This is a genomic window from Flavobacterium pectinovorum (assembly GCF_900142715.1).
GTDB classification, from domain to species: Bacteria; Bacteroidota; Bacteroidia; order Flavobacteriales; family Flavobacteriaceae; genus Flavobacterium; species Flavobacterium pectinovorum.
Genome location: NZ_FRBX01000002.1, coordinates 178,721 through 200,702 on the forward strand (window position 1 = coordinate 178,721; position 21,982 = coordinate 200,702).

Annotated in this window: 18 protein-coding genes; 9 read left to right on the forward strand and 9 right to left on the reverse strand. The window is 35.1% G+C overall.

What is annotated here, in order from left to right; genetic code table 11:
* Positions 1-99: 99 nt before the first annotated feature.
* From BUE22_RS24005 to BUE22_RS07380, 5 genes are all read right to left on the reverse strand, one after another.
* The gene (locus BUE22_RS24005) at positions 100-5,289 is read right to left on the reverse strand and encodes a PorP/SprF family type IX secretion system membrane protein (RefSeq protein ID WP_073394417.1); all 5,190 of its coding nucleotides are present in this window, start codon (positions 5,287-5,289) and stop codon (positions 100-102) included.
* Positions 5,289-6,755 (reverse strand): gliding motility protein SprC, encoded by a 1,467-nt coding sequence (sprC, locus tag BUE22_RS07365; RefSeq protein ID WP_073394418.1) that lies wholly within the window; start codon positions 6,753-6,755, stop codon positions 5,289-5,291. Before sprC ends, BUE22_RS24005 begins: the two co-directional genes overlap by 1 nt.
* The gene (locus tag BUE22_RS07370; protein ID WP_073394419.1) at positions 6,752-7,165 is read right to left on the reverse strand and encodes a hypothetical protein; all 414 of its coding nucleotides are present in this window, start codon (positions 7,163-7,165) and stop codon (positions 6,752-6,754) included. Before BUE22_RS07370 ends, sprC begins: the two co-directional genes overlap by 4 nt.
* A 104-nt stretch (positions 7,166-7,269) precedes the next feature.
* Positions 7,270-8,514, reverse strand: coding sequence for a hypothetical protein (locus tag BUE22_RS07375; RefSeq protein WP_073394420.1), 1,245 nt, complete (start codon positions 8,512-8,514; stop codon positions 7,270-7,272).
* 229 nt (positions 8,515-8,743) lie between these two features.
* On the reverse strand, positions 8,744-9,196 hold the full coding sequence (locus tag BUE22_RS07380; RefSeq protein ID WP_042564935.1) for a hypothetical protein: 453 nt from the start codon (positions 9,194-9,196) through the stop codon (positions 8,744-8,746).
* 436 nt (positions 9,197-9,632) lie between these two features.
* On the opposite strand from BUE22_RS07380, the gene BUE22_RS07385 reads away from it, so the two are divergent.
* From BUE22_RS07385 to recA, 4 genes are all read left to right on the forward strand, one after another.
* Positions 9,633-10,781 carry a DNA polymerase III subunit gene (locus BUE22_RS07385; RefSeq protein ID WP_073394421.1) on the forward strand — a complete coding sequence of 383 codons (1,149 nt, stop codon included), beginning with the start codon at positions 9,633-9,635 and terminating at the stop codon, positions 10,779-10,781.
* Positions 10,782-10,787: 6 nt separating this feature from the next.
* Positions 10,788-11,171, forward strand: coding sequence for a DoxX family membrane protein (locus tag BUE22_RS07390; protein WP_042564933.1), 384 nt, complete (start codon positions 10,788-10,790; stop codon positions 11,169-11,171).
* A gap of 116 nt (positions 11,172-11,287) precedes the next feature.
* On the forward strand, positions 11,288-11,797 hold the full coding sequence (locus tag BUE22_RS07395; protein WP_042564932.1) for an acyl-CoA thioesterase: 510 nt from the start codon (positions 11,288-11,290) through the stop codon (positions 11,795-11,797).
* 191 nt (positions 11,798-11,988) lie between these two features.
* Positions 11,989-12,996 carry a recombinase RecA gene (gene recA, locus BUE22_RS07400; protein WP_042564963.1) on the forward strand — a complete coding sequence of 336 codons (1,008 nt, stop codon included), beginning with the start codon at positions 11,989-11,991 and terminating at the stop codon, positions 12,994-12,996.
* A gap of 560 nt (positions 12,997-13,556) precedes the next feature.
* Here recA and BUE22_RS07410 read toward each other — a convergent pair.
* Positions 13,557-14,315 carry a lysophospholipid acyltransferase family protein gene (locus tag BUE22_RS07410; RefSeq protein ID WP_073394423.1) on the reverse strand — a complete coding sequence of 253 codons (759 nt, stop codon included), beginning with the start codon at positions 14,313-14,315 and terminating at the stop codon, positions 13,557-13,559.
* Positions 14,316-14,616: 301 nt separating this feature from the next.
* On the opposite strand from BUE22_RS07410, the gene BUE22_RS07415 reads away from it, so the two are divergent.
* From BUE22_RS07415 to BUE22_RS23830, 3 genes are all read left to right on the forward strand, one after another.
* A complete protein-coding gene (locus tag BUE22_RS07415) occupies positions 14,617-14,991 on the forward strand; it encodes a GxxExxY protein (protein ID WP_073395009.1) in 375 nt (124 codons plus the stop codon).
* A 193-nt stretch (positions 14,992-15,184) separates the two neighbouring features.
* Complete coding sequence (gene trpS, locus BUE22_RS07420; RefSeq protein ID WP_073394424.1) at positions 15,185-16,159, forward strand: tryptophan--tRNA ligase; 975 nt, start codon at positions 15,185-15,187, stop codon at positions 16,157-16,159.
* Between the two features lie 132 nt (positions 16,160-16,291).
* Positions 16,292-16,417, forward strand: coding sequence for a FeoB-associated Cys-rich membrane protein (locus BUE22_RS23830; RefSeq protein ID WP_207384887.1), 126 nt, complete (start codon positions 16,292-16,294; stop codon positions 16,415-16,417).
* Between the two features lie 21 nt (positions 16,418-16,438).
* Here BUE22_RS23830 and dprA read toward each other — a convergent pair whose 3' ends face one another.
* Positions 16,439-17,539: a DNA-processing protein DprA gene (dprA, locus tag BUE22_RS07425; RefSeq protein ID WP_073394425.1), complete on the reverse strand. Its 1,101-nt coding sequence runs from the start codon at positions 17,537-17,539 to the stop codon at positions 16,439-16,441.
* 255 nt (positions 17,540-17,794) lie between these two features.
* On the opposite strand from dprA, the gene BUE22_RS07430 reads away from it, so the two are divergent.
* Positions 17,795-18,763: an HU domain-containing protein gene (locus tag BUE22_RS07430; protein ID WP_073394426.1), complete on the forward strand. Its 969-nt coding sequence runs from the start codon at positions 17,795-17,797 to the stop codon at positions 18,761-18,763.
* 131 nt (positions 18,764-18,894) lie between these two features.
* Positions 18,895-19,356: a hypothetical protein gene (locus BUE22_RS07435; protein WP_073394427.1), complete on the forward strand. Its 462-nt coding sequence runs from the start codon at positions 18,895-18,897 to the stop codon at positions 19,354-19,356.
* 59 nt (positions 19,357-19,415) lie between these two features.
* Here the strand turns inward: BUE22_RS07435 and BUE22_RS07440 are convergent, their stop codons facing one another.
* Both BUE22_RS07440 and BUE22_RS07445 read right to left on the reverse strand, forming a co-directional pair.
* On the reverse strand, positions 19,416-20,933 hold the full coding sequence (locus BUE22_RS07440) for a hypothetical protein (RefSeq protein WP_073394428.1): 1,518 nt from the start codon (positions 20,931-20,933) through the stop codon (positions 19,416-19,418).
* A gap of 166 nt (positions 20,934-21,099) precedes the next feature.
* Positions 21,100-21,852, reverse strand: a complete 753-nt coding sequence (locus BUE22_RS07445; protein ID WP_073394429.1) for a hypothetical protein — start codon at positions 21,850-21,852, stop codon at positions 21,100-21,102.
* Between the last annotated feature and the right edge of the window lie 130 nt (positions 21,853-21,982).

A 21,982-nucleotide genomic window follows, 5' to 3' on the forward strand; every position in this document is an offset into this window, starting at 1 on the left:
CTGAGGGGCATCAGAAAGCAAAATAATTAGCACTTATAAACATTTAATCTTTAGTATTTACTCTTTTAATGAAGAGCTGCCTATACTTTTTATTTATCTTTAATTTTCCACTTTTACGATGGCCATTTTCCCGTTGTATGGCGCATTTCCTTTAGATTCCATTGCTTTTTGAGCTTCTTGTAATCCATCGACTTTTTCGTAATAGATGTAATATTTACTTGTTGTTACGTTGTAGAAGAAATTAACATCTGTACGTCCCGCGGCTACCGCTTTAGTTAAGAATTCATCTCTTTTTTCAACACTGCTGTGAACTGCAATAATTAAATAAAAACCGCTGTCAGCATTTTTAATATTTTTTATAATCTGCATGTTCGACTGGTCTTCACCAAAATCAAAATCACTTGCAGTTAACGGCGTACTACTTGGTTTTGTAGTTTCTTTTATACGTTTAAGAGCTGCTAAATCCTGTGCATATCTTCCCTGATCATTCTCATATGCTGCCTGCTTAATTCTACGTTTCTTTTCAATTTCAGTTTCAGCTTTAATGCGTTCTAAATTCGCAAGTAATGCTGCACTATCTGCTTCCATTTTTAATTGTGCCGCTTTCAATTGGTTTATTTTTTCTAAATAAGCCCTGTTTGTAGCATCATTTTTATTAGGGAATTTTTTAAGTCTTTCGTTATATAAATTAGTTAGCCTTGCAATTTCATCTTTCTGAATTCTGTTTGCTTCAGCTATTTGTAATTTTAAAGCTTCTATCTGACTGTTTTCAGCTGCAACGCTTTTGAAAGGTTTTGGCTCTTTGTAAATTCCTTTATCACTTAAATCGTTTTCTTCTTTTAAGTCATCAAGATCTTTCTGTTTATTTGCCACAGTAGCATTAAACTGTGTTAATAAATCATCTTGAGTTTTAGCAGATTCATCTAATGAAAGTGCTAAATTATCAATTGCCTTTCCTGCCTCGTCTGTAGCAGCTGCTCTTGCAAGTGCATCTGCATCAGCTTTTGCTTTAGCGTCTGCAAGCAACTTGGCTTGTTGTGCTTCTTCAGCAAGTCTTAATTGTCTTACTTCTTCTTCGGCTTTCAGTTTTTCATTTGCTTCTGCATCAGCTTTCGCTCTTTGATCAGCCAATAATCTAGCTTGTTCAGCGGCCATATCAGCTTTGGCTTTTGCATCTGCAGCTAATTTTGCTTGTTGTGCGTCTGCATCGGCTTTCGCTTTTGCTTCTGCAGCCAATTTAGCTTGTTGTGCATCGGCATCTGCTTTTGCTTTATTTTCAGCAGCTAATTTAGCTTGTTGCGCTTCTGCGTCGGCTTTCGCTTTTGCTTCTGCAGCCAATTTAGCTTGTTGAGCTTCTGCGTCGGCTTTGGCTTTATTTTCAGCTGCAAGTTTAGCTTGTTGAGCTTCTGCGTCGGCTTTGGCTTTATTTTCAGCTGCAAGTTTAGCTTGTTGAGCTTCTGCATCGGCTTTCGCTTTTGCTTCTGCAGCAAGTTTAGCTTGTTGAGCTTCTGCGTCGGCTTTGGCTTTATTTTCAGCTGCAAGTTTAGCTTGTTGAGCTTCTGCATCGGCTTTCGCTTTTGCTTCTGCAGCAAGTTTAGCTTGTTGAGCTTCTGCGTCGGCTTTGGCTTTATTTTCAGCTGCAAGTTTAGCTTGTTGAGCTTCTGCATCGGCTTTCGCTTTTGCTTCTGCAGCAAGTTTAGCTTGTTGTGCTTCCGCATCGGCTTTCGCTTTATTTTCAGCTGCAAGTTTAGCTTGTTGAGCTTCTGCATCGGCTTTCGCTTTTGCTTCTGCAGCAAGTTTAGCTTGTTGTGCTTCAGCGTCGGCTTTTGCTTTTGCTTCTGCAGCTAATTTTGCTTGTTGAGCTTCTGCATCTGCTTTGGCTTTTGCTTCTGCAGCTAATTTAGCTTGACGTTCTTCTTCTTCTTGTAATTTTTTAGACTCTTGTTCTGCTTTTAGTCTTTCAGTCGCTTCTGCATCAGCTTTTACTCTTGCATCTGCTAATAATTTCGCTTGTAAAGCTGCCATATCGGCTTTAGCTTTTGCATCAGCGGCTAGTTTAGCTTGTTGTGCTTCAGCGTCGGCTTTTGCTTTATTTTCCGCAGCTAGTTTTGCTTCACGAGCTTCTGCTTCAGCTTTCGCTTTGGCATCAGCAGCTAATCTTTTTTGTTCAGCTTCGGCGTCGGCTTTCGCTTTTGCCTCTTCAGCTAATTTTATTTTTAATGCTTCAGCATCTGCTTTTGCTTTTGCCTCGTCAGCTAGTTTTGCTTGTTGTGCTTCTGCATCTGCTTTCACTTTTGCTTCGGCAGCTAATCTCTTTTGTTCAGCTTCGGCGTCAGCCTTCGCTTTTGCTTCTTCAGCTAGTTTTATTTTTAATGCTTCAGCATCAGCTTTTGCTTTTGCTTCTGCAGCTAGTTTTGCTTGTTGTGCTTCAGCATCAGCTTTTGCTTTTGCTTCGGCAGCTAATTTTGCCTGAGCTTCAGCATCTGCTTTGGCCTTTGCATCTGCAACAAGTTTTGCCTGAAGTGCTTCTGCATCAGCTTTCGCTTTTGCTTCTGCAGCTAATTTTGCCTGAGCTTCAGCATCTGCTTTGGCCTTTGCATCTGCAACAAGTTTTGCCTGAAGCGCTTCTGCATCAGCTTTCGCTTTTGCTTCTGCAGCTAATTTTGCCTGAGCTTCAGCATCTGCTTTTGCTTTTGCTTCTGCAGCTAATTTTATTTTTAATGCCTCAGCGTCGGCTTTCGCTTTTGCTTCAGAAGCAAGTCTGGATTGTCTAGCTTCTTCATCAGCTTTTGCTTTTGCTTCTGCTGCAGCTTTTTCTTTTAATGCAGCTTCTTGTGCAGCTTTTTCTTTTGCTTCGGCAGCTAATTTAGCTCTATTGGCAGCATCAATACTTACTTTAGTTTTTGCAGCAGCAGCCGCTTTTGCTTTTGCTTCGGCAGCTAACCTAGCCTGAAGAGCATCTGAATCTGCTTTTGCTTTGGCGTCAGCCGCTAGGATTGATTGTAAATCTGCCGCTTCAGCTTTCGCTTTGGCATCAGCTTTACGTTTAGCTTCTGCAGCATCTGCTTTTGCCTGAGCATCAGCAGCTAATTTTATTTTTAATGCTTCTGCATCTGCTTTTGCTTTTTCTGCAGCTAATTCTGCAGCTGTTTTTTGTGGCTCAGCTACTTTTTCAGTAACAGCTGGTGTTTCTGCAACAGCTGGCGTTTCTGTGACAGCTGGCGTTTTAGTCACTCCTTCGGCATCAACTTTTCCTTTTGCAGCGGCTAATCTGGCTCTTTCTGCAATCTGGGCATCTACTCTGGCTTTATTTTCTGCAGCTAGTTTTGCTCTTTCTGCATCCTGTGCATCAGCTTTTGCCTTATTATCTGCAGCAATTCTTGCTCTCTCTGCAGCTTGTGCATCAGCTTTTGCTTTATTGTCTGCTAGCAATCTTGCTCTTTGTGCAGCTTGTGCATCAGCTTTCGTTTTATTATCTGCAGCTAATTTTGCTCTTTGCTCTGCTTGTGCATCAGCTTTCGTTTTATTATCTGCGGCTAATCTTGCTCTTTCTACTGCCTGTGCATCCGCATTTGTTTTATTTCCAGCAGTTAATCTGGCTCTTTCTGCAGCTTGTGCATCGGCTTTTGATTTATCAGCAGCCAATTGTGCAGCTGTTTTTTCTGTAGCTGTTGCTGGTTGGTTGGTTGCAGCTATTTGTGTTTTGGCTGTACCTTGTGCATCTGCTTTGGCTTTTGCATCGGCAGCTAATCTTGCTCTCTCTGCAGCTTGGGCATCGGCTTTCGTTTTTGCATCTGCAGCTAGTCTTGCTCTCTCTGCAGCTTGGGCATCGGCTTTCGTTTTTGCATCAGCGGCTAATCTTACTCTTTCCGCAGCTTGTGCATCAGCTTTTGCTTTATTATCTGCAGCTAGTCTTGCTTTTTCTGCTGCTTGTGCATCAGCTTTCGCTTTGGTATCAGCTGCTAATCTTGCTCTTTCTGCAGCCTGTGCATCGGCTTTGGTTTTATTATCTGCAGCTAATCTCGCTTTTTCAGCAGCTTGTGCATCTGCTTTTGCTTTTGCATCGGCAGCTAATCTTATTTTTAATGCTTCAGCGTCTGCTTTAGCTTTGTTGTCGGCTTCTAGTTTTGCTTTTGCAGCGGCTTCGGCATCAGCCTTGGCTTTTTCTGCAGCTGCAAGTCGTATTTTTTGTGCATCGGCATCAGCTTGTGCTTTTGCATCGGCATCAGCTTGTGCTTTTGCATCGGCTGCAAGTTTTGCTTTTTCAGCTCCATTTGTTCTTGTAACAGGAGTCGTAGATGTTGTTTTTTTAGCAATTACTGGTTTAGATCTGGCTGGGTCTATAAGAGCACCATCTTCATCATCTCCGTAATAGTAACTTCTGTTTTTGAATTTGTAAGCGATAGCAAATTCATGGGAACCACCTAAATTGGTAAAATTCCCCATTCCTCTTTCATAATTATATTCTATAGCAATACTTGGCGTAATATTAAATCCAAGTCCTGCTGAAACTCCGTATAAAGTATTGTATCCTGCTTGTGCCCAAACTCCTTTTGGAACAGAAATCATGGCAAGTCCTGAAATGACTGCTTTATCTTGTTTAATTTCTGTTTTTACAATTCCTGAGAATTTACTTTGTTCGAAAAAACCATAACTATCAATATATCCTGTATACATTGCATGCAATTCGATTGCTCTTTCGGGATCGTCTTTTACAACCCCTGAACCAAAGTTGTAAAGAATTAAATTGTTTACAGAAACTCCAAAATCAAGAAATGCTGTTCCGTAGTTAATACCCGGATTTACAGTAAGCATTGTATTTGATGGATAATCTCCATCTAAAATAGTTGTGTCGTCAGATATAATTTTTCCTTTGTTTAAACCACTTTGATAAGCACCAACGTTTAAACCGAAAGTTAAATTACTATCCTGGTTCAAAACGATATTATGTGCAAAGTTACCAACTCCACCAAACACAGTCATTAAACCATAGTTTTGTTGAAATAAACCAAAAGCAAAAGCTTCATTTTCTCTAAAACGACCTGAGTAACCAAATAAATAAGTGTTTGGGGCATCTTCAAACTGCACCCATTGCCTTTTATTATAAAAACTTACATAAGCATTTTGTTCACGAACGAAACTAAATGCAGGGTTAATTAAATATCTATTAAACTTTAAAGAATTTCTAATTGGTAATGAAAACGAAACAACTCCATTCTCAGAAGTCTGGGAATAGAGTACATTTGAAAAACCGTAAAATAAAGTTATGAATAGTAAAATTTTCTTCATTATTTAATCACAGTTATTGATCCTTTTTTTTCACCTGCGTCGCCTTTAATGACATAGTAATAAACTGGATTGACATTTTTAAAATCTATTGAGGTTTGTGGCCAATCGCCCTGATAATCGACAACGTCCAAAACCATATCACCATTTGAACTTATTATCATTACTTTGGTGTTTGTATTTTTATATTCATTTGGGATATTCCAATATGGATTTAAACCACTTAACTTAATAATATTCGGAATAACCGTTGATGGCGCCGAAGGCCCGGAAACTCTAAACTCAAATTCTGTTGAAGCAAGACATCCTGAACTTTGAGAGATCTTAACTTTATAATTTCCTGTAACTGCAACTAAATACGAATTCGTAGTTGCTCCATTAATTAAAGTTCCATTAAAATACCATTCAAAAGTTGGGCTTGTTGCATCCGTTGTAACTGATACATTTAAAGTTTCTCCCTCTTCAATACGATTGATTTCCGGACTTACCGGAACATCAATACTTGCGTTAAAACCGTTACTTTTTAAATCTATACTTCCTGTAGCTATACACCCGCCAAAATCTACATCAACTGTATATAAACCGGATTCATTTGCTGTAATACTTCTTGTAGAACCCGGAATGGCCTGACCATTTCTTTTCCAAACATAGCTGTTTCCAGAAGTAGCAGTTAAAACTGTACCACTGCCATTGGCGCAAAAAGGGTTTCCAAGACTTGAATTAATTACCGCTGCAGAGCCTGAACCGGAAGAAACAACATTAACACGGTTTGAACTCGTATTCGGTTCCGTACAAACTCCATATTCTATTTGTGAATAATATTCACCTGGCGCATTTATTACTAACGATAAACCTGTTTGTCCGGCAATAAGAACATTGTCTTTAAACCATTTATATTTAAGATTAGGATAATTTGCGGGAGATGAAGTTTTAACATTGGGTGTTTCGTTAAAAACTGTCAGTGTCATACTACTGCCTGCGCAGATAGTAGCTTCTGTATTTTTATTATTGATATAAAAAGCACCCTCATAACTTTTAAAAAACACTCCAAAAGAAGTTTCACCTACTGAGTTTTTAATTCTCTGACTTACTACTCCTGTAGAACTTTTTACCCTCATGCTATAAGTATCAGAGCCTATTAGTTCTTCTGGCACAGCAAATCGAATCGTCTTTTGCGTTGCGCCTGGATCACTAACGCTGATCTCTCGGGCAATCATAGTGTTTTGTGTAAAGCTTCCGGAAGGATCTGAAAATTCAATTTGAAAAGTTGTTCCAGCCGGAAAATCCAGATAAGTAAAAGTTGCTTTGTATTCGTTGAAACTCGCACCCGCACAAAATCTGTCAAGACCAGCTTCTAGTTGTTGTGGAACTATGATTGGTGCCTGAGCATGCAGGTTTGATTTAGCAATAAATAAAAAGCTAAATAAAAAAAAGTATTTAGTAAAAGAGAGAGTAATTTTTCGAATCATATAGTGCGTTTTCTTGCTAAATCTATATCTTCAAAAAACAAAATATCAATGAATGTTTCAGAAAAATCATATTTGTAGTTCTCAATAATGTCTTTTGCAAGAACTGAATAAGAACCAGCAATTACTGAATTTTCGTCACATCCTGAAGTAGTTTGATTCTCTACATCAGCTGCCATAGCAAGGCTATCCTTGGGGATGGATAGCCCTACTATAAACTGATTAGAATTATCTAATTTGCTGATACGTTTATCAGCTATATCATTCTTTTGATTAAGTGTACACGAAGTCATCTCGCAATCAGAAACAACAGAAACTGTAGGTTTTTCTATTGTATTCTGTGCATACAGACATGACGTTACAGGCGAAATCAAAAATATTATACAAGTAAAATATCTTTTTATCGGGGCCATTATATTTTGATCTTTATTTGGGTCCGTTGAGACGAATACACATAAATTGTGTCTGGGGACTTTATTAATAAAATTTACGCTCTGAAATAAAAATCTAAATCTATCTATCTGTTTCCGCTAGATGCTGTAATTTTTCCTAATTGTAATCTGAAATCTGGTTTCTTAGGGTTATAGATATCAATGAATGTCTCTTTGTTGTCACTTTGAGATTTAACATTAAAGAAAACAGTATTACCATACCAGCTCTCTAAATCTTCGTTGTTAGAATTGTATTCAGTAAAGATGTTTCCTTTACATAGGTTGAAATACATTTCTTCAAATTTGATTTTTTTAAGGTTGGCATCGTTAATCTCAGTTTTGCTATCTAGTAAAACAGCAGGATTAAATCCAGAGATTACACTTCTTTTCATCTCAAGAGAAGCATTTTCAGCAACATAAATTGCTTCTTTTACTAAACCAGCCTGAATATCAGCATTGATGTTTTCGCTATCATTAAGCATTGTAATGTTTGTTGCAGCAACAAGAGTTTGTTTTTTAGTAAAATCAGTTTCGCTTTTCTTTTCGTATGATTTTACTTCCATGCAACGAGAACCATCTTTATTACTTGATAAATAAGAAGATCTTACCGCTAATGAATTGTATAAACGACATTGAATACCTTGAGTAAATTTATAATCGTCGTTGATTGATTTGTATGATACTAATTTACTAGCATTTACATCACCACCGTAAAAAGCAAATGAGTCACCACCAGAGTAGCTTACCATAACGTTTTCAAGAATAGTTTTGTTTCCAACACCTGCAATAGTTAAACCATTGAAAGTATCCATACCTTTAACTTTTTTACCTGCAAACTCGATTCTAACATATCTTAAAATACCTGAGTTACCAGCTACATTGTCACCACCGTAAGTAGTAAGTGTAGGATCAAGATCTAGATTGTAAGAACCAACATTTCCAAATTTGTTAATTGGCGCATCACCAAGAATTACAAGTCCACCCCAGTCACCAGCTTTTTTCTGGCTGCGGTTTGATGTAAATACAATTGGATCTGTTTCTAAACCATCTGCAACAAGTTGCGCACCTTTTGTAACTACCAATGTTCCTTTTGTTTCGAAATCACCAATAATTAAAGTTCCCGGTTCAATTGTTAAAACGGCATTGTTTGTAACATAAACGTTTCCTTGCAAAACATAAATGTTTCTTTTAAGCAATTTAGTATTAACAGAAATGTTTCCTGCTAAAATTTGGTTTGCTTCACCATAGTCAACTTTGTTAGGCTTAAATTCAGTCCAGTTGTTCAACCAGTTGTTGTAGCCCATAATTCCTTTTTCTTGTTGAGCACTCATACTCGTAACTGTCAAAAGAACGCAGATAATTTGAGTAATTTTTTCATGATAAAAGGGTATTAGGTTAATAATAAATTTGGGTATGCGTAATATGATAAAAACTCATCTCGATTTTCCTGAAAGCTATCAGAACACATCGAGAACGAGTTAATATTTTTTAACTTCTTTTAGATGTTCGAGTTCATTTACGTAAACACTTCAAAGAAAGTTTTAAAAAATTTTATTTTTATTACATTTCGTTCAATTCATTGAACTCGTGTAATGATTTTAATGTGCTTTCGTAAAATAAAATAGCTGCAATTAAGTTTCCTTTATCAGAGTATGGCATCATTTTTCTTTGAAACTCTACAGTTACGTCTAAGAATGCTGATGTACCTACAGCCTGATTGTCTAAAACTTTTTTGTGCTCAGAATCGTCCGGAATACCTAAGTCTGCCATCGTCACACCTGGTTTTGTCACCAATGCAATGTAAGGGAGAGTCTTAACTAATACTTTAATTCGTTCAATGTACAACTCTAAAAGTTCTCCTTTTTGCATACCGCTCAATTCTTTTTGATCGTGGTATTTACGAATAAGAGCTGTTGTACTAATAATACTTCTGGGAGCGTTCTTAGCTTGAGCTGATGCTGCCGCAGTTGTCAAAATAAAAAATAAGCTTAAAAAAATAATTTTCCCTTTCATAAATTCTTATTAAAAATTGGTTGTTGATGAAAACAAAAATATATAAATTATGTTAAATCGCAACTTTAATGTTTTTTTTTTTCGAAAATTCACCTTAAAATAACCTTAAAAAAGGGTCGTAGGTCGAGAAAATATGCGTTTTGCCGAAGATTTTGTTAATTTTGTTAAAATTTTTTCCTGTAAGAAATAGTTTAAGTAAATTAACTCTTTACGCATTATTGTACTCAAAAAAGACATCTGATTTAAACATTTTTGCAAAAACTATTAACAAAAAAATCTTAATATCTATTCAAATCATCTCAGTATTGATAAAACTTAAGAAGAAATAAATCAACAATTCAGTTAAAAAACATTTCATAAATACAAAAATGAACCTACAGAATTAAACTTTTTACTGAAAATTTTTGCCTACATCATTTTCTTATATCTTTGCTTCATGCAATTTTCACAAATTTTAGGTCAGGATTACATCAAAAGTCACTTGATAAAAAGTGCGGCTTCCGGGCGAATTCCACATGCACAATTATTCATTGGGCCAGAAGGAAGTGGTACTTTATCAACAGCTATTGCCTATGCGCAATATATTTTATGCAATAACACAGGCGACGAAAATTCAAATGGAAACGATTCCTGCAATCTTAAATTCCAAAACCTTTCGCATCCTGATTTGCATTTTATTTATCCAACCGTAACTACAGAAGATGTAAAAACAAAACCCAAAAGTTTAGATTTCATTCAGGACTGGCGAAATTTCATTAACGAAATGCCCTACGGAGGTTTGTTTGACTGGTATAAAATTCTCGGCGTTCAAAACAAACAAGGAGAAATACGTGTCGAAGATGCTCAGGAAGTTTTAAAATCACTTTCGTTAAAATCATACGAAGGCGGTTATAAAATTATGATCATCTGGATGGCCGATAAAATGAATATCGCCGCTTCAAACAAACTTTTAAAACTTTTAGAAGAACCTTCCGATAAAACCATTTTTATTCTGATTTCTGAAAACGAAGAAGATATTATTCAAACCATACGATCTCGTTGTCAGGTAATTCACTTTAACGGTTTACCCGAAAAAGTAATTGCAGAAGCCTTGGTTTCTCAAGAAAATATAGATTCCAACTTAGCCAAAAAAATTGCCCATCAGGCACAGGGAAATTTCAACAAAGCAGTTTCTTTACTAAAAGAAGATGATTCTGAATTTCCTTTTGAGCAATGGTTTGTAAATTGGGTTCGCGCTGCTTTTAGAGCCAAAGGCAATGCCGCCGCCATTCAGGATTTAATTTCCTGGAGTGAAGAAATTGCAGGCCTGGGTCGCGAAAGCCAGAAAAAATTCATTCAGTTTTGTATCGAAATGTTTCGTCAGGCACTTTTACTTAATTATGAAGCGCCGTCTTTGGTCTATATAGAACCGAAAGTTGATAAATTCAAATTAGAAAATTTTGCACCATTTGTAAACGGAAACAACATTCATGACATTTTCAAAGAACTTTCAGATGCGATGTACCATATTGAAAGAAACGGAAATGCAAAAATAATTTTAACAGATTTATCTATAAAACTGACTCGTTTAATTCATAAAAAATAATTTCAAATGAATAATGTTGCCTCTATTTTACTTTTGATTTTTTTGGCCTTAACATTTTTACAATCAGGCTACGAGAAAATTTTTTACTGGAAAGATAATGTTACCTGGCTAAAAGAACATTTTGCAAAAACCCCACTAAAAAACCAAGTGCCACTCGCGCTTCTTCACCTCTTAATTTTAGAATTAATTTCCGGAATTTTATGTGTCGTTGGTGCTATACAATTAGTAACAAACAGTGGTCGTGAATTTGGTTTTTACGGTGCCGTTTTTTCATGTATCTCATTGTTAATGATGCTTTTTGGACAACGATTGGCCAAAGATTACGATGGAGCAAGAACCATTGTTATTTATTTTGTTCCGGCCATTATGGCTGTTTATTGGCTGAATTAAAAAATATGCCACAGATTTCAAATTAAAATGATTAAAAATCTGATAATCTGAAATTTGTGGCAAAAAATAAATTGTTCGCTTTAGCGAACAGCAAAAAATAATTTTACATTAAAAAAATGAATCCAAAACACCCTTCAGAATCTCTAACTATTTTAACCGATTTAGTTTTACCGAGCGAAACTAATCCTTTAAACAACCTTTTTGGCGGCGAATTATTAGCCAGAATGGACCGCGCGGCAAGTATTGCGGCACGCAGACATTCCCGCCGAATTGTAGTTACGGCATCTGTAAATCACGTTGCTTTTAATAGAGCTATTCCCCTTGGAGCCGTAGTGACAATAGAAGCAAAAGTTTCAAGATCTTTTAAAAGTTCTATGGAAGTTTTTATTGATGTTTGGGTAGAAGACCGTGAGTCGGGAAGCAGAACCAAAGCCAACGAAGCTATTTATACTTTTGTCGCGGTGGATGATAGCGGAAGACCTGTTGAAGTGCCGGCAATTATACCGGAAACTGAACTTGAAATACAACGTTTTGACGCCGCACTTCGTCGTAAACAACTAAGTTTACTGCTTGCCGGAAAAATAAAACCGTCAGAAGCTACAGAATTAAAGGCTTTATTTTTATAGGACAATTTTTGTGAAAATTTGATACAATTTGGAACAATGAAACTTCAAAAAAAGAAGTAATTTTACAAAATTACATGCCCATGAAAAATCTAAATCAGGAAGCTATTTAAATTCAGGTTTATTTTGAGAATGAAAGAATTATAAAAATATAGATGAAAGAAAAAGTAAAAGAAGTAAAAGAAAAAGAAAAGATGAGTTCAGAAAAAGAAGCCAAATTAAAAGCGCTCCAACTTACGCTTGACAAACTAGATAAGACTTACGGTAAAGGAACTGTAATGAAAATGGGAGATAAAGCCATTGTAGAAGTTGAAACAATTTCTTCAGGTTCTCTTGGTGTTGATTTAGCACTTGGAGTAAACGGTTACCCAAAAGGAAGAATTATCGAAATATACGGACCGGAATCTTCTGGTAAAACAACATTAACTTTACACGCAATTGCCGAAGCTCAAAAAGCCGGAGGAATTGCTGCTTTTATAGATGCAGAGCACGCTTTTGATAGAAATTATGCCGAGAAATTAGGCGTAGATATCGAAAACCTGATCATCTCTCAACCAGATAACGGAGAACAAGCTTTAGAAATTGCCGAAAACTTAATTCGTTCAGGAGCAATTGATATTGTTGTTATTGACTCGGTTGCTGCGTTGACTCCAAAAAGTGAAATCGAAGGTGAAATGGGAGATTCTAAAATGGGTCTTCACGCGCGTTTGATGTCTCAGGCTTTGAGAAAACTTACCGGAACTATCAGCAAAACAAATTGTACCGTTTTCTTCATCAACCAGTTGAGAGAGAAAATTGGTGTAATGTTTGGTAACCCTGAAACTACAACCGGTGGTAACGCCTTAAAATTCTATGCTTCAGTACGTTTAGATATTCGTCGTTCCTCTCAAATTAAAGATGGTGAAAATGTTATCGGAAACAGAACTAAAGTAAAAGTGGTTAAAAACAAAGTAGCACCACCTTTTAAAACTGCTGAATTCGACATTATGTACGGAGAAGGAGTTTCTAAAACAGGTGAAATTTTAGATTTGGCTGTGGAGTTTGACATTGTTAAAAAAGCAGGTTCATGGTTTAGCTACGGAGATACAAAATTAGGACAAGGTCGTGATGCTGTAAAAGCATTAATTAAAGATAATCCGGAATTAGCTGATGAATTAGAACTTAAAATAAAAGCTCACATCAAAGAATTGGCTAACGCATAAAATATTAAATATCTGCTAATTGCAGCGTTTATAATTCAAACCCGACAGTTTTAAAAAACTTGTCGGGTTTTTTTATTTCAAAAAAAACAAAAAACTGACGCAACCCTTTTAAAACAATTACATCTTATAAAGAGACTCAAGATTTTACACGGTATTTACTGCCATAAATACCTTAATCAAAAGTTTGTTTTTAGAATAAATTTGGTTGTTTATTGTTTATAAAGATCCGTTAGTTTTTTTTGGTGCTAACGGGTTTTTATTCTTTTTTAAGAAATATTTTACGTTTAAACGCAACCTTTTTCATTTTTTAGAATCTATTAATTGTGACGTTAACTTGAGTTTTAATCAAACTCTTTATTATCAACCCTTAAGATTTGTAACCATGAAAGAGAAACTAGAAGTGTTGTTGAATAAAAACCGTAGAAAAACCAAATTAAAAATTAAGAAAGTATTACGTTTTATTTCTGAGAAAATAATACATCGATAAATTTTGAATATAAAAGGGGTTTTAATTCAAAATAAAACCCGGCAAGCTTTTACAGTTTGCCGGGTTTATTATTTTAAGTACTCTGGTTCTTTTTCTTTTTAAATTCAAGTAATCCTTTATAAATCAATTGTCTTACCTGATCTCTTAGATCTTTCCTGTTTTCACTTGTTAAGCCTTTGGTTTCTATAAATGGCAAAACCTTTATTCTCATTTTTCCCGGACTGCCGCTCAAAAATGTATAGGAGAATCGCTCTTTATTATCGGCAAAAACAATGGGTACAATCGGAATTTGATGATCTATTGCCAAACGAAAAGCGCCGTCTTTAAATTCATCCAACAAAATAGTTTCATCGTCAGGAACCCCGCCTTCAGGAAAAATACAAATACTAAGTCCTTGACTAAGTCTGTCTTGTGCCCTTTTAAAAACTTCATTTTTGCTTCTCGATGAATTTCTGTCAACCAGAATACAAGTTCTTTTATAGAAAAATCCAAATAACGGAATTTTTGAAAGCTCTTTTTTTCCAACAAATACAAACGGATTTCGAACTATAGCCAACATCAGCATAATATCTGTCATTGAAGTATGATTTGCGACGATCATGTAACTCTTTCCCTTCTCAAGTTTCTGCAAACGTTCGATCATATAATAAAAACCCATCCCGAAAAGGATAAATTTAGCCCAAATGCGGGCCATTTTAAAAAAATAGGGGTATCCGCTTTCCGAAATAATAGAAATTAGCAAAAACGGCAGCATAATCAATATCGGAATGGCCATTAAAATGTAAAACCAAATGCGCCACAAAACCCAAAAAATAATTTTAATTCCTTTCATGGTTTCAAATGTAAGAAATCAGAAGTGAATTTTAATAAAAGAATTTTTGGTGTTAATAAAACTGGAATGTTTTTTACCACAGAGAACACAAAGTTTTTTCACAGAGAAAAGAAGTAGGATTGAAACTTAATTGCAAGCAATAAGATCACGGAGTTTTATACTTTGTCCCTATCTTCAAAAATTCTTTTGATTTTCAATTTATTAGCAAATACTTCGTCACCTTGCGAAAATTTTATGCTCCATGTGGCAAAAAAATTATTATTTTTATACGAAAATATGCGTTAAAAATATAAATTACTATATGACAGAAAATGAAATATCAACTATCATAATTGGATTAGCAATTCAGGTCCATAAAGCTTTAGGACCTGGTTTGTTAGAAAATGCTTATCAAGAATGTCTCTACTACAAAATCAAACAGAGAGGACTTTTAGTAGAAAAGGAAAAGCTGATGCCAGTAATATTTGAAGAAGTAAAATTAGATTGTGGTTACCGTATCGATTTATTGGTTGAAAACAAATTTATAGTAGAAATTAAAAGCGTAGAATCTTTAACTACAATTCATTTAGCTCAAACGTTGACTTACTTAAAACTTGGTAATTATAAACTAGGATTACTTATAAATTTCAATGAAATTTTATTAAAAAATGGAGTCAGAAGAGTGATCAACGATTAACAATACACTTAACTTGTGCTCTCAATAAAATTTATTTTATCTGCAAACTTAAAAACTTCTTCCCTCTGTGAAAAACTTCGTGTTCTCCGTGGTAAAAAATTAAACATTCCGAGAAAAAACATTTACAATTAAAAAATTACACAGTTTGCCGTAAAAAAACGAACTTTGCGTTTAGTAATAAGAAAAAACGAGAATGGCAAAAATACTAACCGGTGTTCAGAGTACTGGAACGCCACACTTAGGCAATTTATTAGGAGCAATTATTCCTGCAATCGAATTATCAAACAATCCTGCAAATGAATCATATTTGTTTATTGCTGATTTACACTCGATTACGCAAATTAAAGATGGTAAAACATTAAGAGAAAATACGTATAGCACCGCAGCGGCATGGCTTGCGTGTGGACTAAATCCTGATAAAGTTACATTTTACAGACAATCTGATGTGACTCAAACTGCTGAATTAACCTGGTATTTAAGCTGCTTTTTTCCGTTTCAACGTTTGACTTTAGCGCATTCTTTCAAGGATAAAGCTGATCGCTTAGATGATGTAAACGCGGGACTTTTTACTTATCCGATGTTAATGGCGGCAGATATTTTGCTGTATGATGCAGAATTTGTACCGGTTGGAAAAGACCAATTACAGCATTTGGAAATCACACGTGATGTGGCTTCCCGTTTCAACCACCAAATGGGAGAAACTTTTGTAATCCCTGAAGCTAAAATTCAGGAAGACAGTATGCTGATTCCCGGAACTAATGGCGGAAAAATGAGTAAATCTGCCAATAATATTATCAATATTTTCCTGGATGATAAAACGCTTCGCAAGCAGGTTATGAGTATCGAAACTGATAGTACACCTCTTGAAGAACCGAAAAATCCGGATACCTGCAACGCTTTTGCGATTTATTCTTTACTGGCAAATGAAACTCAAATTGCCGAAATGAGAGCCAATTATTTAGGCGGAAATTATGGTTACGGTCATGCCAAACAAGCTCTTTTTGAATTAATTACAGAAAAATTTAAAACCGAAAGAGAAAAATACAATTACTATATCAACAACCTTGAAGAAGTGGATGCACTATTGAAAAAAGGAGCCTCAAAAGCTTCTGTTGTTGCGGATGGTGTTTTGACAAAGGTTCGCGAAGTTCTTGGTTTCGGAAAATAATAGCTTTTCAAAAATAGATATAACCTCTTGTTTACGCAGGAGGTTTTTTTATTTCAGAATGTAGAAACTTTAATAAATAATTCGTAATTTCATCAAAATCAATACTTTCAAGTATAATCAAAACCAAATAAGATGAATAAGTTCGTAGAAGATTATGATGTTCCACCCTATTTATTTCAGATTCTGAATGTTGTATTTGCCATTATTTTGATTATTGTCTTGTATCAATTATACAGACATTTTAAAGGAAAAAAATAATTTTAATTCAGTAATTACTCGTTAAATAGCTTCAAATAATTTGCCTGGCAATGGTCTAATTACCCCTTTAAGTTCCATATTTAACAAAACCCCTGAGATTTTAAAAATCGGGAAATCGCACTGCAAGGCAATAATATCCAGCAATTCTTTGCCATTTTTTATTAAAAAATCATACACTTTTTGCTCATCAGGTTCGAGATCAACAAACAATGATTTTTGAATTGATTTGACTTTTTTTTCAATGTCCCAATTGAGCATATAAATCAAATCTGCAGCGCTCGACAGAACATTTGCTTTTTGTGTTTTAATCAAATCATTGCAGCCCTGACTGTACTTATCAGTAACCCGGCCCGGAACCGCAAAAACATCCCGATTATAATCATTGGCAAGATTTGCGGTAATCAATGATCCTCCTTTATCAGCAGATTCAATGACAATTGTAGCTTCCGTCATTCCGGCCACAATGCGATTTCGGCGCACGAAATTTTCTTTATCCGGATTTGACGAACTCCAGAATTCAGTAATAAAGCCACCGTTCTCCTCCATCTTTGCAACATATTTTTTGTGCGTTTTTGGATAAATCTGATTTAAACCATGTGCCAGAACACCAATGGTTTGCAAATTATTTTCCATCGCAATTTGGTGGGCTACAATATCAACTCCGTAAGCAAAACCGCTTACTATTACGGGATCAAGAGGTGCCAAATCTTCAATTAGTTTTCTACAAAAATCCGTTCCGTAGGAAGTAATCTGGCGCGTACCCACAATACTGATTGTTCTTTTGTTTTTTAAATTCATATTTCCTGCAGAAAAGATCAAAACAGGCGAATCAAAACAATGTTTCAGGCGTTCCGGATAATTTTCGTCCTGAAAGAAAGAAACTTTTATATCATTAGATTTAATAAAATCAAGTTCTTTACTCGCTTTTTCAAAGATGGATTTGTCTTTCAAATTTTTTAATAAAACAGCACCAACTCCATCAATGGCAGCAATTTGATTTGTTTTTGTTGTAAAAACCGTTTCTGCCTTTCCAAAATGAGTCAGTAATTTTTTGGCCATAATATCACCAACACCTTCTACTTTTAGTAAGGCTAACAAATAAAACAAATCTTGTTCTGACATAATAAAATTTAATTTTTAAGAAGTAGAAAAAATCTTTAAAACAATAACATCCCGACTACTTTTAAGAAGAACAAAGATATAAAACAGAAGTAATTTCCTGCTAAAATAAAATATTTAAACCTTATTATAATTATTATCAAAAAACTAATTATATTTAAATCGTTGAAAAAGAACAACATGTAAAACAATTCTGATTGTTAATAAAAATTGTGAATAAAATTTTGATAACTATATTGGATGCATAACTTTGTTACTATGAAAATCGAAACTTACATCGCGCAATTATTGTATCGTTATCAGTGTGTAACGGTTCCCGGATTTGGAGCATTTCTAACAGAAATTCAGCCGGCTCAGGTGAATGAGAGCACAAATTCGTTTTTTCCACCAAAAAAAACAATCTCATTCAATGGTCTGTTAAAAAACAATGACGGACTATTAGCAAATCATATTGCTCAGGCAGAAAACACATCATACGGTTTTGCTGTGAGTGCTATTGCCCACGAGGTTTTAAACTGGAAAAAAGTATTAGAAGAATATGGCTCTTTGCAATTAAAAAATATTGGTGATATCCGTTTGAATGCAGATCAAAATATGGTTTTCTCACCAAACGATCAACATAACTATCTAACAAGCTCTTTCGGACTAAGTCCGTTTGTTTCTCCTGTTGTAAAAAGAGAAATGTTTGAGAAAAAAGTGGCGGAACTTGAAGAAAGAGAAGCTATCGCCTTAAACGAAGATGAAGATGAAATTAAATCTTCAAAATCATATTTAAGATATGCTGCAATATTCGTTTTAGGCCTTGGTATTACAGGAAGTATTGGATATCCTATTTACCAAAACCAAATTGCAACACAAACACTTATCGTTGAAAGTGCAGTTCAGAAAAAGGTAGAAAACAAAATACAAGAAGCAACTTTTTTTATTCAAAATCCGTTGCCGGCAGTTACACTTTCTGTGGATTCTTCAAAAACAGAAACTGTAGAAACCAAAAAAATGCCTTATCATATTATGGCAGGAGCTTTTAGAAGTGAACAAAATGCCAAAAAAGCATATGATCAGTTGATTAAAGACGGTTACAGTGCGAGAATGCTTGGTGAAAACAAGCATGGTTTATTTCCGGTTTTGTACGGAAGTTATGCAACAATGGCAGAAGCTGAAAAAGCACAAAAAGAAATTCAGAAAGGCGAAAATCCGGATGCCTGGATTTTAATCGAATCTTTATAAAAATTAAGAAAATCCAATTCTGCAGAATTGGATTTTTTTTTGCCCTATTTTGTCCTTTAAAAATCGTCTGCAGTCGTCATGCAGATAATTCACCGTTTATTTTTGCTGGTAAATTTTAAAAATAAACATTAATGAATACTACAATTAAATTTACTTTGGCATTAATGCTAATGTTGAGTTCTCAGGCGTTTTTTGCACAGAAAATAGTGACTAGTGACAAACAGCAGCAAATCATCAACCAGAAGGCCGAAAAAGACGCTAAAAAAGCATCTGATGAATATCATGCGAAACTTAATGACGAACAGGCAAAATTAAAAAAGGAACAAAAGCGAGTAGAAAAGGAGAAAAAACAAGTCGAGAAACATCAAAAGGATTTGAAAAATTCTGAAAAAGATTTAGCTACCAGTAAAAAGAAAGTTGCTAAATTAGAATCGGAGAATCAAAAAATAAATTCAAAACTAGGTTCCCTTTCTGATGAAGAATCTCAAAAACAACAATTGAAAATAAAAAAGAATGAGCTTGAAATTCAAAAACTTAAAGTAAAGCAAATTGATCAGCAAAAGGCTTTAGATAAAGCGCAAGCGCAGATATAAAAATAAAAATCCTGTTTCATGTGGAACAGGATTTTTTTTATCTCATAATTATCTTTGCTCTATGTCAGGTAAACAACTCCATTTTGCTGTACACGGCCATGCCCGATAAGACTATTCATAATTAAATCTCCATTGCCAATATATTGAATAAGGGCATAAAAACCATTTCCAAAAATATTATTTCCAAAAATTCTCTTGTGTACAGTATCGCCTGTTAGCCAATCCAAACCGGTAATTTCCCATCCTGTTCCTGCTGTTTTATAATATCCATTTACAAAAACGATATTAGATCCTGTACTAATTCCCGGAACCATACTTACATCTGAAACATCTCCGCGAGTCCAGACAGAACTCCATGAATGTGTAACGGGATTCCATTCAAACCTTTCTACTCCAAAGGGAGCATCTAAAATTGGTCCCCGGGCAAGAGCATCTACAAGAACTGCTCCGGTTAGCTGGTCATCTGTCAGACTAACATTATTTACAACAAAAGCGCCATATCCGCTTACTGCTACAGATTGATCTGTTTGTATAAATTCTGTTGTCAATGGTAAGCCGCAAGTTACTTGTATCTGTCCTGCAATTCTATCTGTAAAACCAACCGGAATCTCATTTCGCCAAAAGGCGATCAAGCCCATTCTTTTCAGCCCGTCTGTGATAACGACGAGTTTATCTGCATCATTTCCAAACCCCATTAAAGTTGGTGTTGCTCCAGAGCCGGAACCAAAAAGAGTCGGGAAAGTATCGCCTGTAGGATAAGCAGATTCCCAAGCACCATCTGCCGGATTAGAGGAAATTATGGTTCCTGTCCAAACCAATTTATACATTTTTTTATCGGTAACAACATAAATTCCTCCATCTTCATCTACTGCTACAGAATTAGAAATTGTTTCTGTTGGGCTAAAAGTATACTGCGCTAAAGCAGGAGCTGTTAGATTTCTGTTTAAGATTGTAATAGAGCGTCCGCCAACAACAATCAAACGTCCGTCAAATGTCATCGATAATCCCGCAACCGATTCGCCGCTCGGGAGAACTGTAGACGTCTGTATGCTTCGTTTAACTTCAATTCCCGGAAATAAAACTGATGATTTTAAATTTATGGCATTTATTGCTCCTAAATAGTTCACGTATACATCATTATTATTATCTACAACACTATAAACGCCTCCAAAAAGTCCAAAACCGCTTCCTCCGCCAAGTCCAAGTGCGCTTAATGCAGTTTGAATTGCAGTAATTGATGCAAACGGCTGATTTAAAACAGATGCCAAAAGTGATGTTACAATAGTTGGGGCGCCGGGAAGTGGTAATCTGTAAAGCGGCGTAAAATTATCATTTGAAACTCTGATATAAGAAACATCTGTAAGTGAAACTCCCCACATATAATCCGGATCTGTAGAGGCTAATGTCATGATGTTAATGGGTCCGCCTGCAACTTGTGGTAAAGGTGTAAGCAATGGCAAAACTGATGTTACATTTTTAATATCTCGCGGAACTTCATTTGGAAAATTGTCGGTTTGAGCAGAATCAAAATGAGTAATTGCATACTTTGGAGCGGCCAAAAATGGATTGTTTGTCATAGTTAAATAGGTTTTAAGGTTAAAAAAATTAATAGTTAGAAAAGCTTATTTATAAGATTTTATGCATTTAAATGCTTTATAAAAATAACCTTAAATATTGAATACTAGACAATTAATTAATATTTTAACACTATTAAACCTATAAACAAGGTTTTTAAAATAAATATTATTTTACAATAATAGCATCTTGCTCCAGAATCTTTTTATTGTTCTGATAAATGGTCAAAGTCGCAGGCGGTGAATCATTTGTCCCTAAAACGATGATGTAACATCGATACAGATAATCACCTTTTTTAAAATCGAAATAGCTATTTCCTCCACTTCCGTCGGGAATCCATTTTCCGTTAGTAATAACTAAATCAGGCTTTTCACTCATTTTTTGTTTGAGAGACCAAGAAGCATAACGGTAATTATTATTTCCTAAATCATCAATTCTAATTCTGAATTTTGACGATTCCAGAATATATTCCGGAGCTTTAAATTTTGCGATTGACGGATGCAGTTTTGCTTTCTCGGCCGCAATCAATTTATTACTAAGATTTTTCTCAGCCTGAGATTGATAATTAATACTAATAATTTTTCCATCAGTATCAATCCATAAAGTGCCTTGATTCAGCATAATTCCTCGCCAGCCAACTTCCGACCAATCTTTTGCGGGATTTGATTTAATGATTTCATTTTTCAACGTCACATCAAAAATCTGATCGTATTTCTTTATAAAATCAGCTTTGTTTTTAACGTTCGGAATTGGATAATCTCTTCCAAGCGGAAAAGAAATAAAAGCCGCAACTCCCTCTTTGTTATTGCTTTTTACATTGGCAATAAAGCTTTTGATAAACTTTTGATATTGTGGTTTTAAATCCTGGCTAAAAGTCAATTGACTGCAAAAAATAATGAGGTATATTATTCTAATTTTCATCTATAAATCATTTTATTAATTATAAATCTGATAACTATAAAGTTAGCAAATTAATGTTTTATTCGAACATTACAGCTTCTACATTATTAAAAATCAGTATTATATGTTTAACGTGGAACAATTAAAAAGT

Coding starts and splice junctions, on each gene's coding strand:
- BUE22_RS24005 (WP_073394417.1), bottom strand. CDS start 5,289: ATGAAGAAAATTTTACTATTCATAACTTTATTTTACGGTTTTTCAAAT.
- sprC (WP_073394418.1), bottom strand. CDS start 6,755: ATGATTCGAAAAATTACTCTCTCTTTTACTAAATACTTTTTTTTATTT.
- BUE22_RS07370 (WP_073394419.1), bottom strand. CDS start 7,165: ATGGCCCCGATAAAAAGATATTTTACTTGTATAATATTTTTGATTTCG.
- BUE22_RS07375 (WP_073394420.1), bottom strand. CDS start 8,514: ATGAGTGCTCAACAAGAAAAAGGAATTATGGGCTACAACAACTGGTTG.
- BUE22_RS07380 (WP_042564935.1), bottom strand. CDS start 9,196: ATGAAAGGGAAAATTATTTTTTTAAGCTTATTTTTTATTTTGACAACT.
- BUE22_RS07385 (WP_073394421.1), top strand. CDS start 9,633: ATGCAATTTTCACAAATTTTAGGTCAGGATTACATCAAAAGTCACTTG.
- BUE22_RS07390 (WP_042564933.1), top strand. CDS start 10,788: ATGAATAATGTTGCCTCTATTTTACTTTTGATTTTTTTGGCCTTAACA.
- BUE22_RS07395 (WP_042564932.1), top strand. CDS start 11,288: ATGAATCCAAAACACCCTTCAGAATCTCTAACTATTTTAACCGATTTA.
- recA (WP_042564963.1), top strand. CDS start 11,989: ATGAGTTCAGAAAAAGAAGCCAAATTAAAAGCGCTCCAACTTACGCTT.
- BUE22_RS07410 (WP_073394423.1), bottom strand. CDS start 14,315: ATGAAAGGAATTAAAATTATTTTTTGGGTTTTGTGGCGCATTTGGTTT.
- BUE22_RS07415 (WP_073395009.1), top strand. CDS start 14,617: ATGACAGAAAATGAAATATCAACTATCATAATTGGATTAGCAATTCAG.
- trpS (WP_073394424.1), top strand. CDS start 15,185: ATGGCAAAAATACTAACCGGTGTTCAGAGTACTGGAACGCCACACTTA.
- BUE22_RS23830 (WP_207384887.1), top strand. CDS start 16,292: ATGAATAAGTTCGTAGAAGATTATGATGTTCCACCCTATTTATTTCAG.
- dprA (WP_073394425.1), bottom strand. CDS start 17,539: ATGTCAGAACAAGATTTGTTTTATTTGTTAGCCTTACTAAAAGTAGAA.
- BUE22_RS07430 (WP_073394426.1), top strand. CDS start 17,795: ATGAAAATCGAAACTTACATCGCGCAATTATTGTATCGTTATCAGTGT.
- BUE22_RS07435 (WP_073394427.1), top strand. CDS start 18,895: ATGAATACTACAATTAAATTTACTTTGGCATTAATGCTAATGTTGAGT.
- BUE22_RS07440 (WP_073394428.1), bottom strand. CDS start 20,933: ATGACAAACAATCCATTTTTGGCCGCTCCAAAGTATGCAATTACTCAT.
- BUE22_RS07445 (WP_073394429.1), bottom strand. CDS start 21,852: ATGAAAATTAGAATAATATACCTCATTATTTTTTGCAGTCAATTGACT.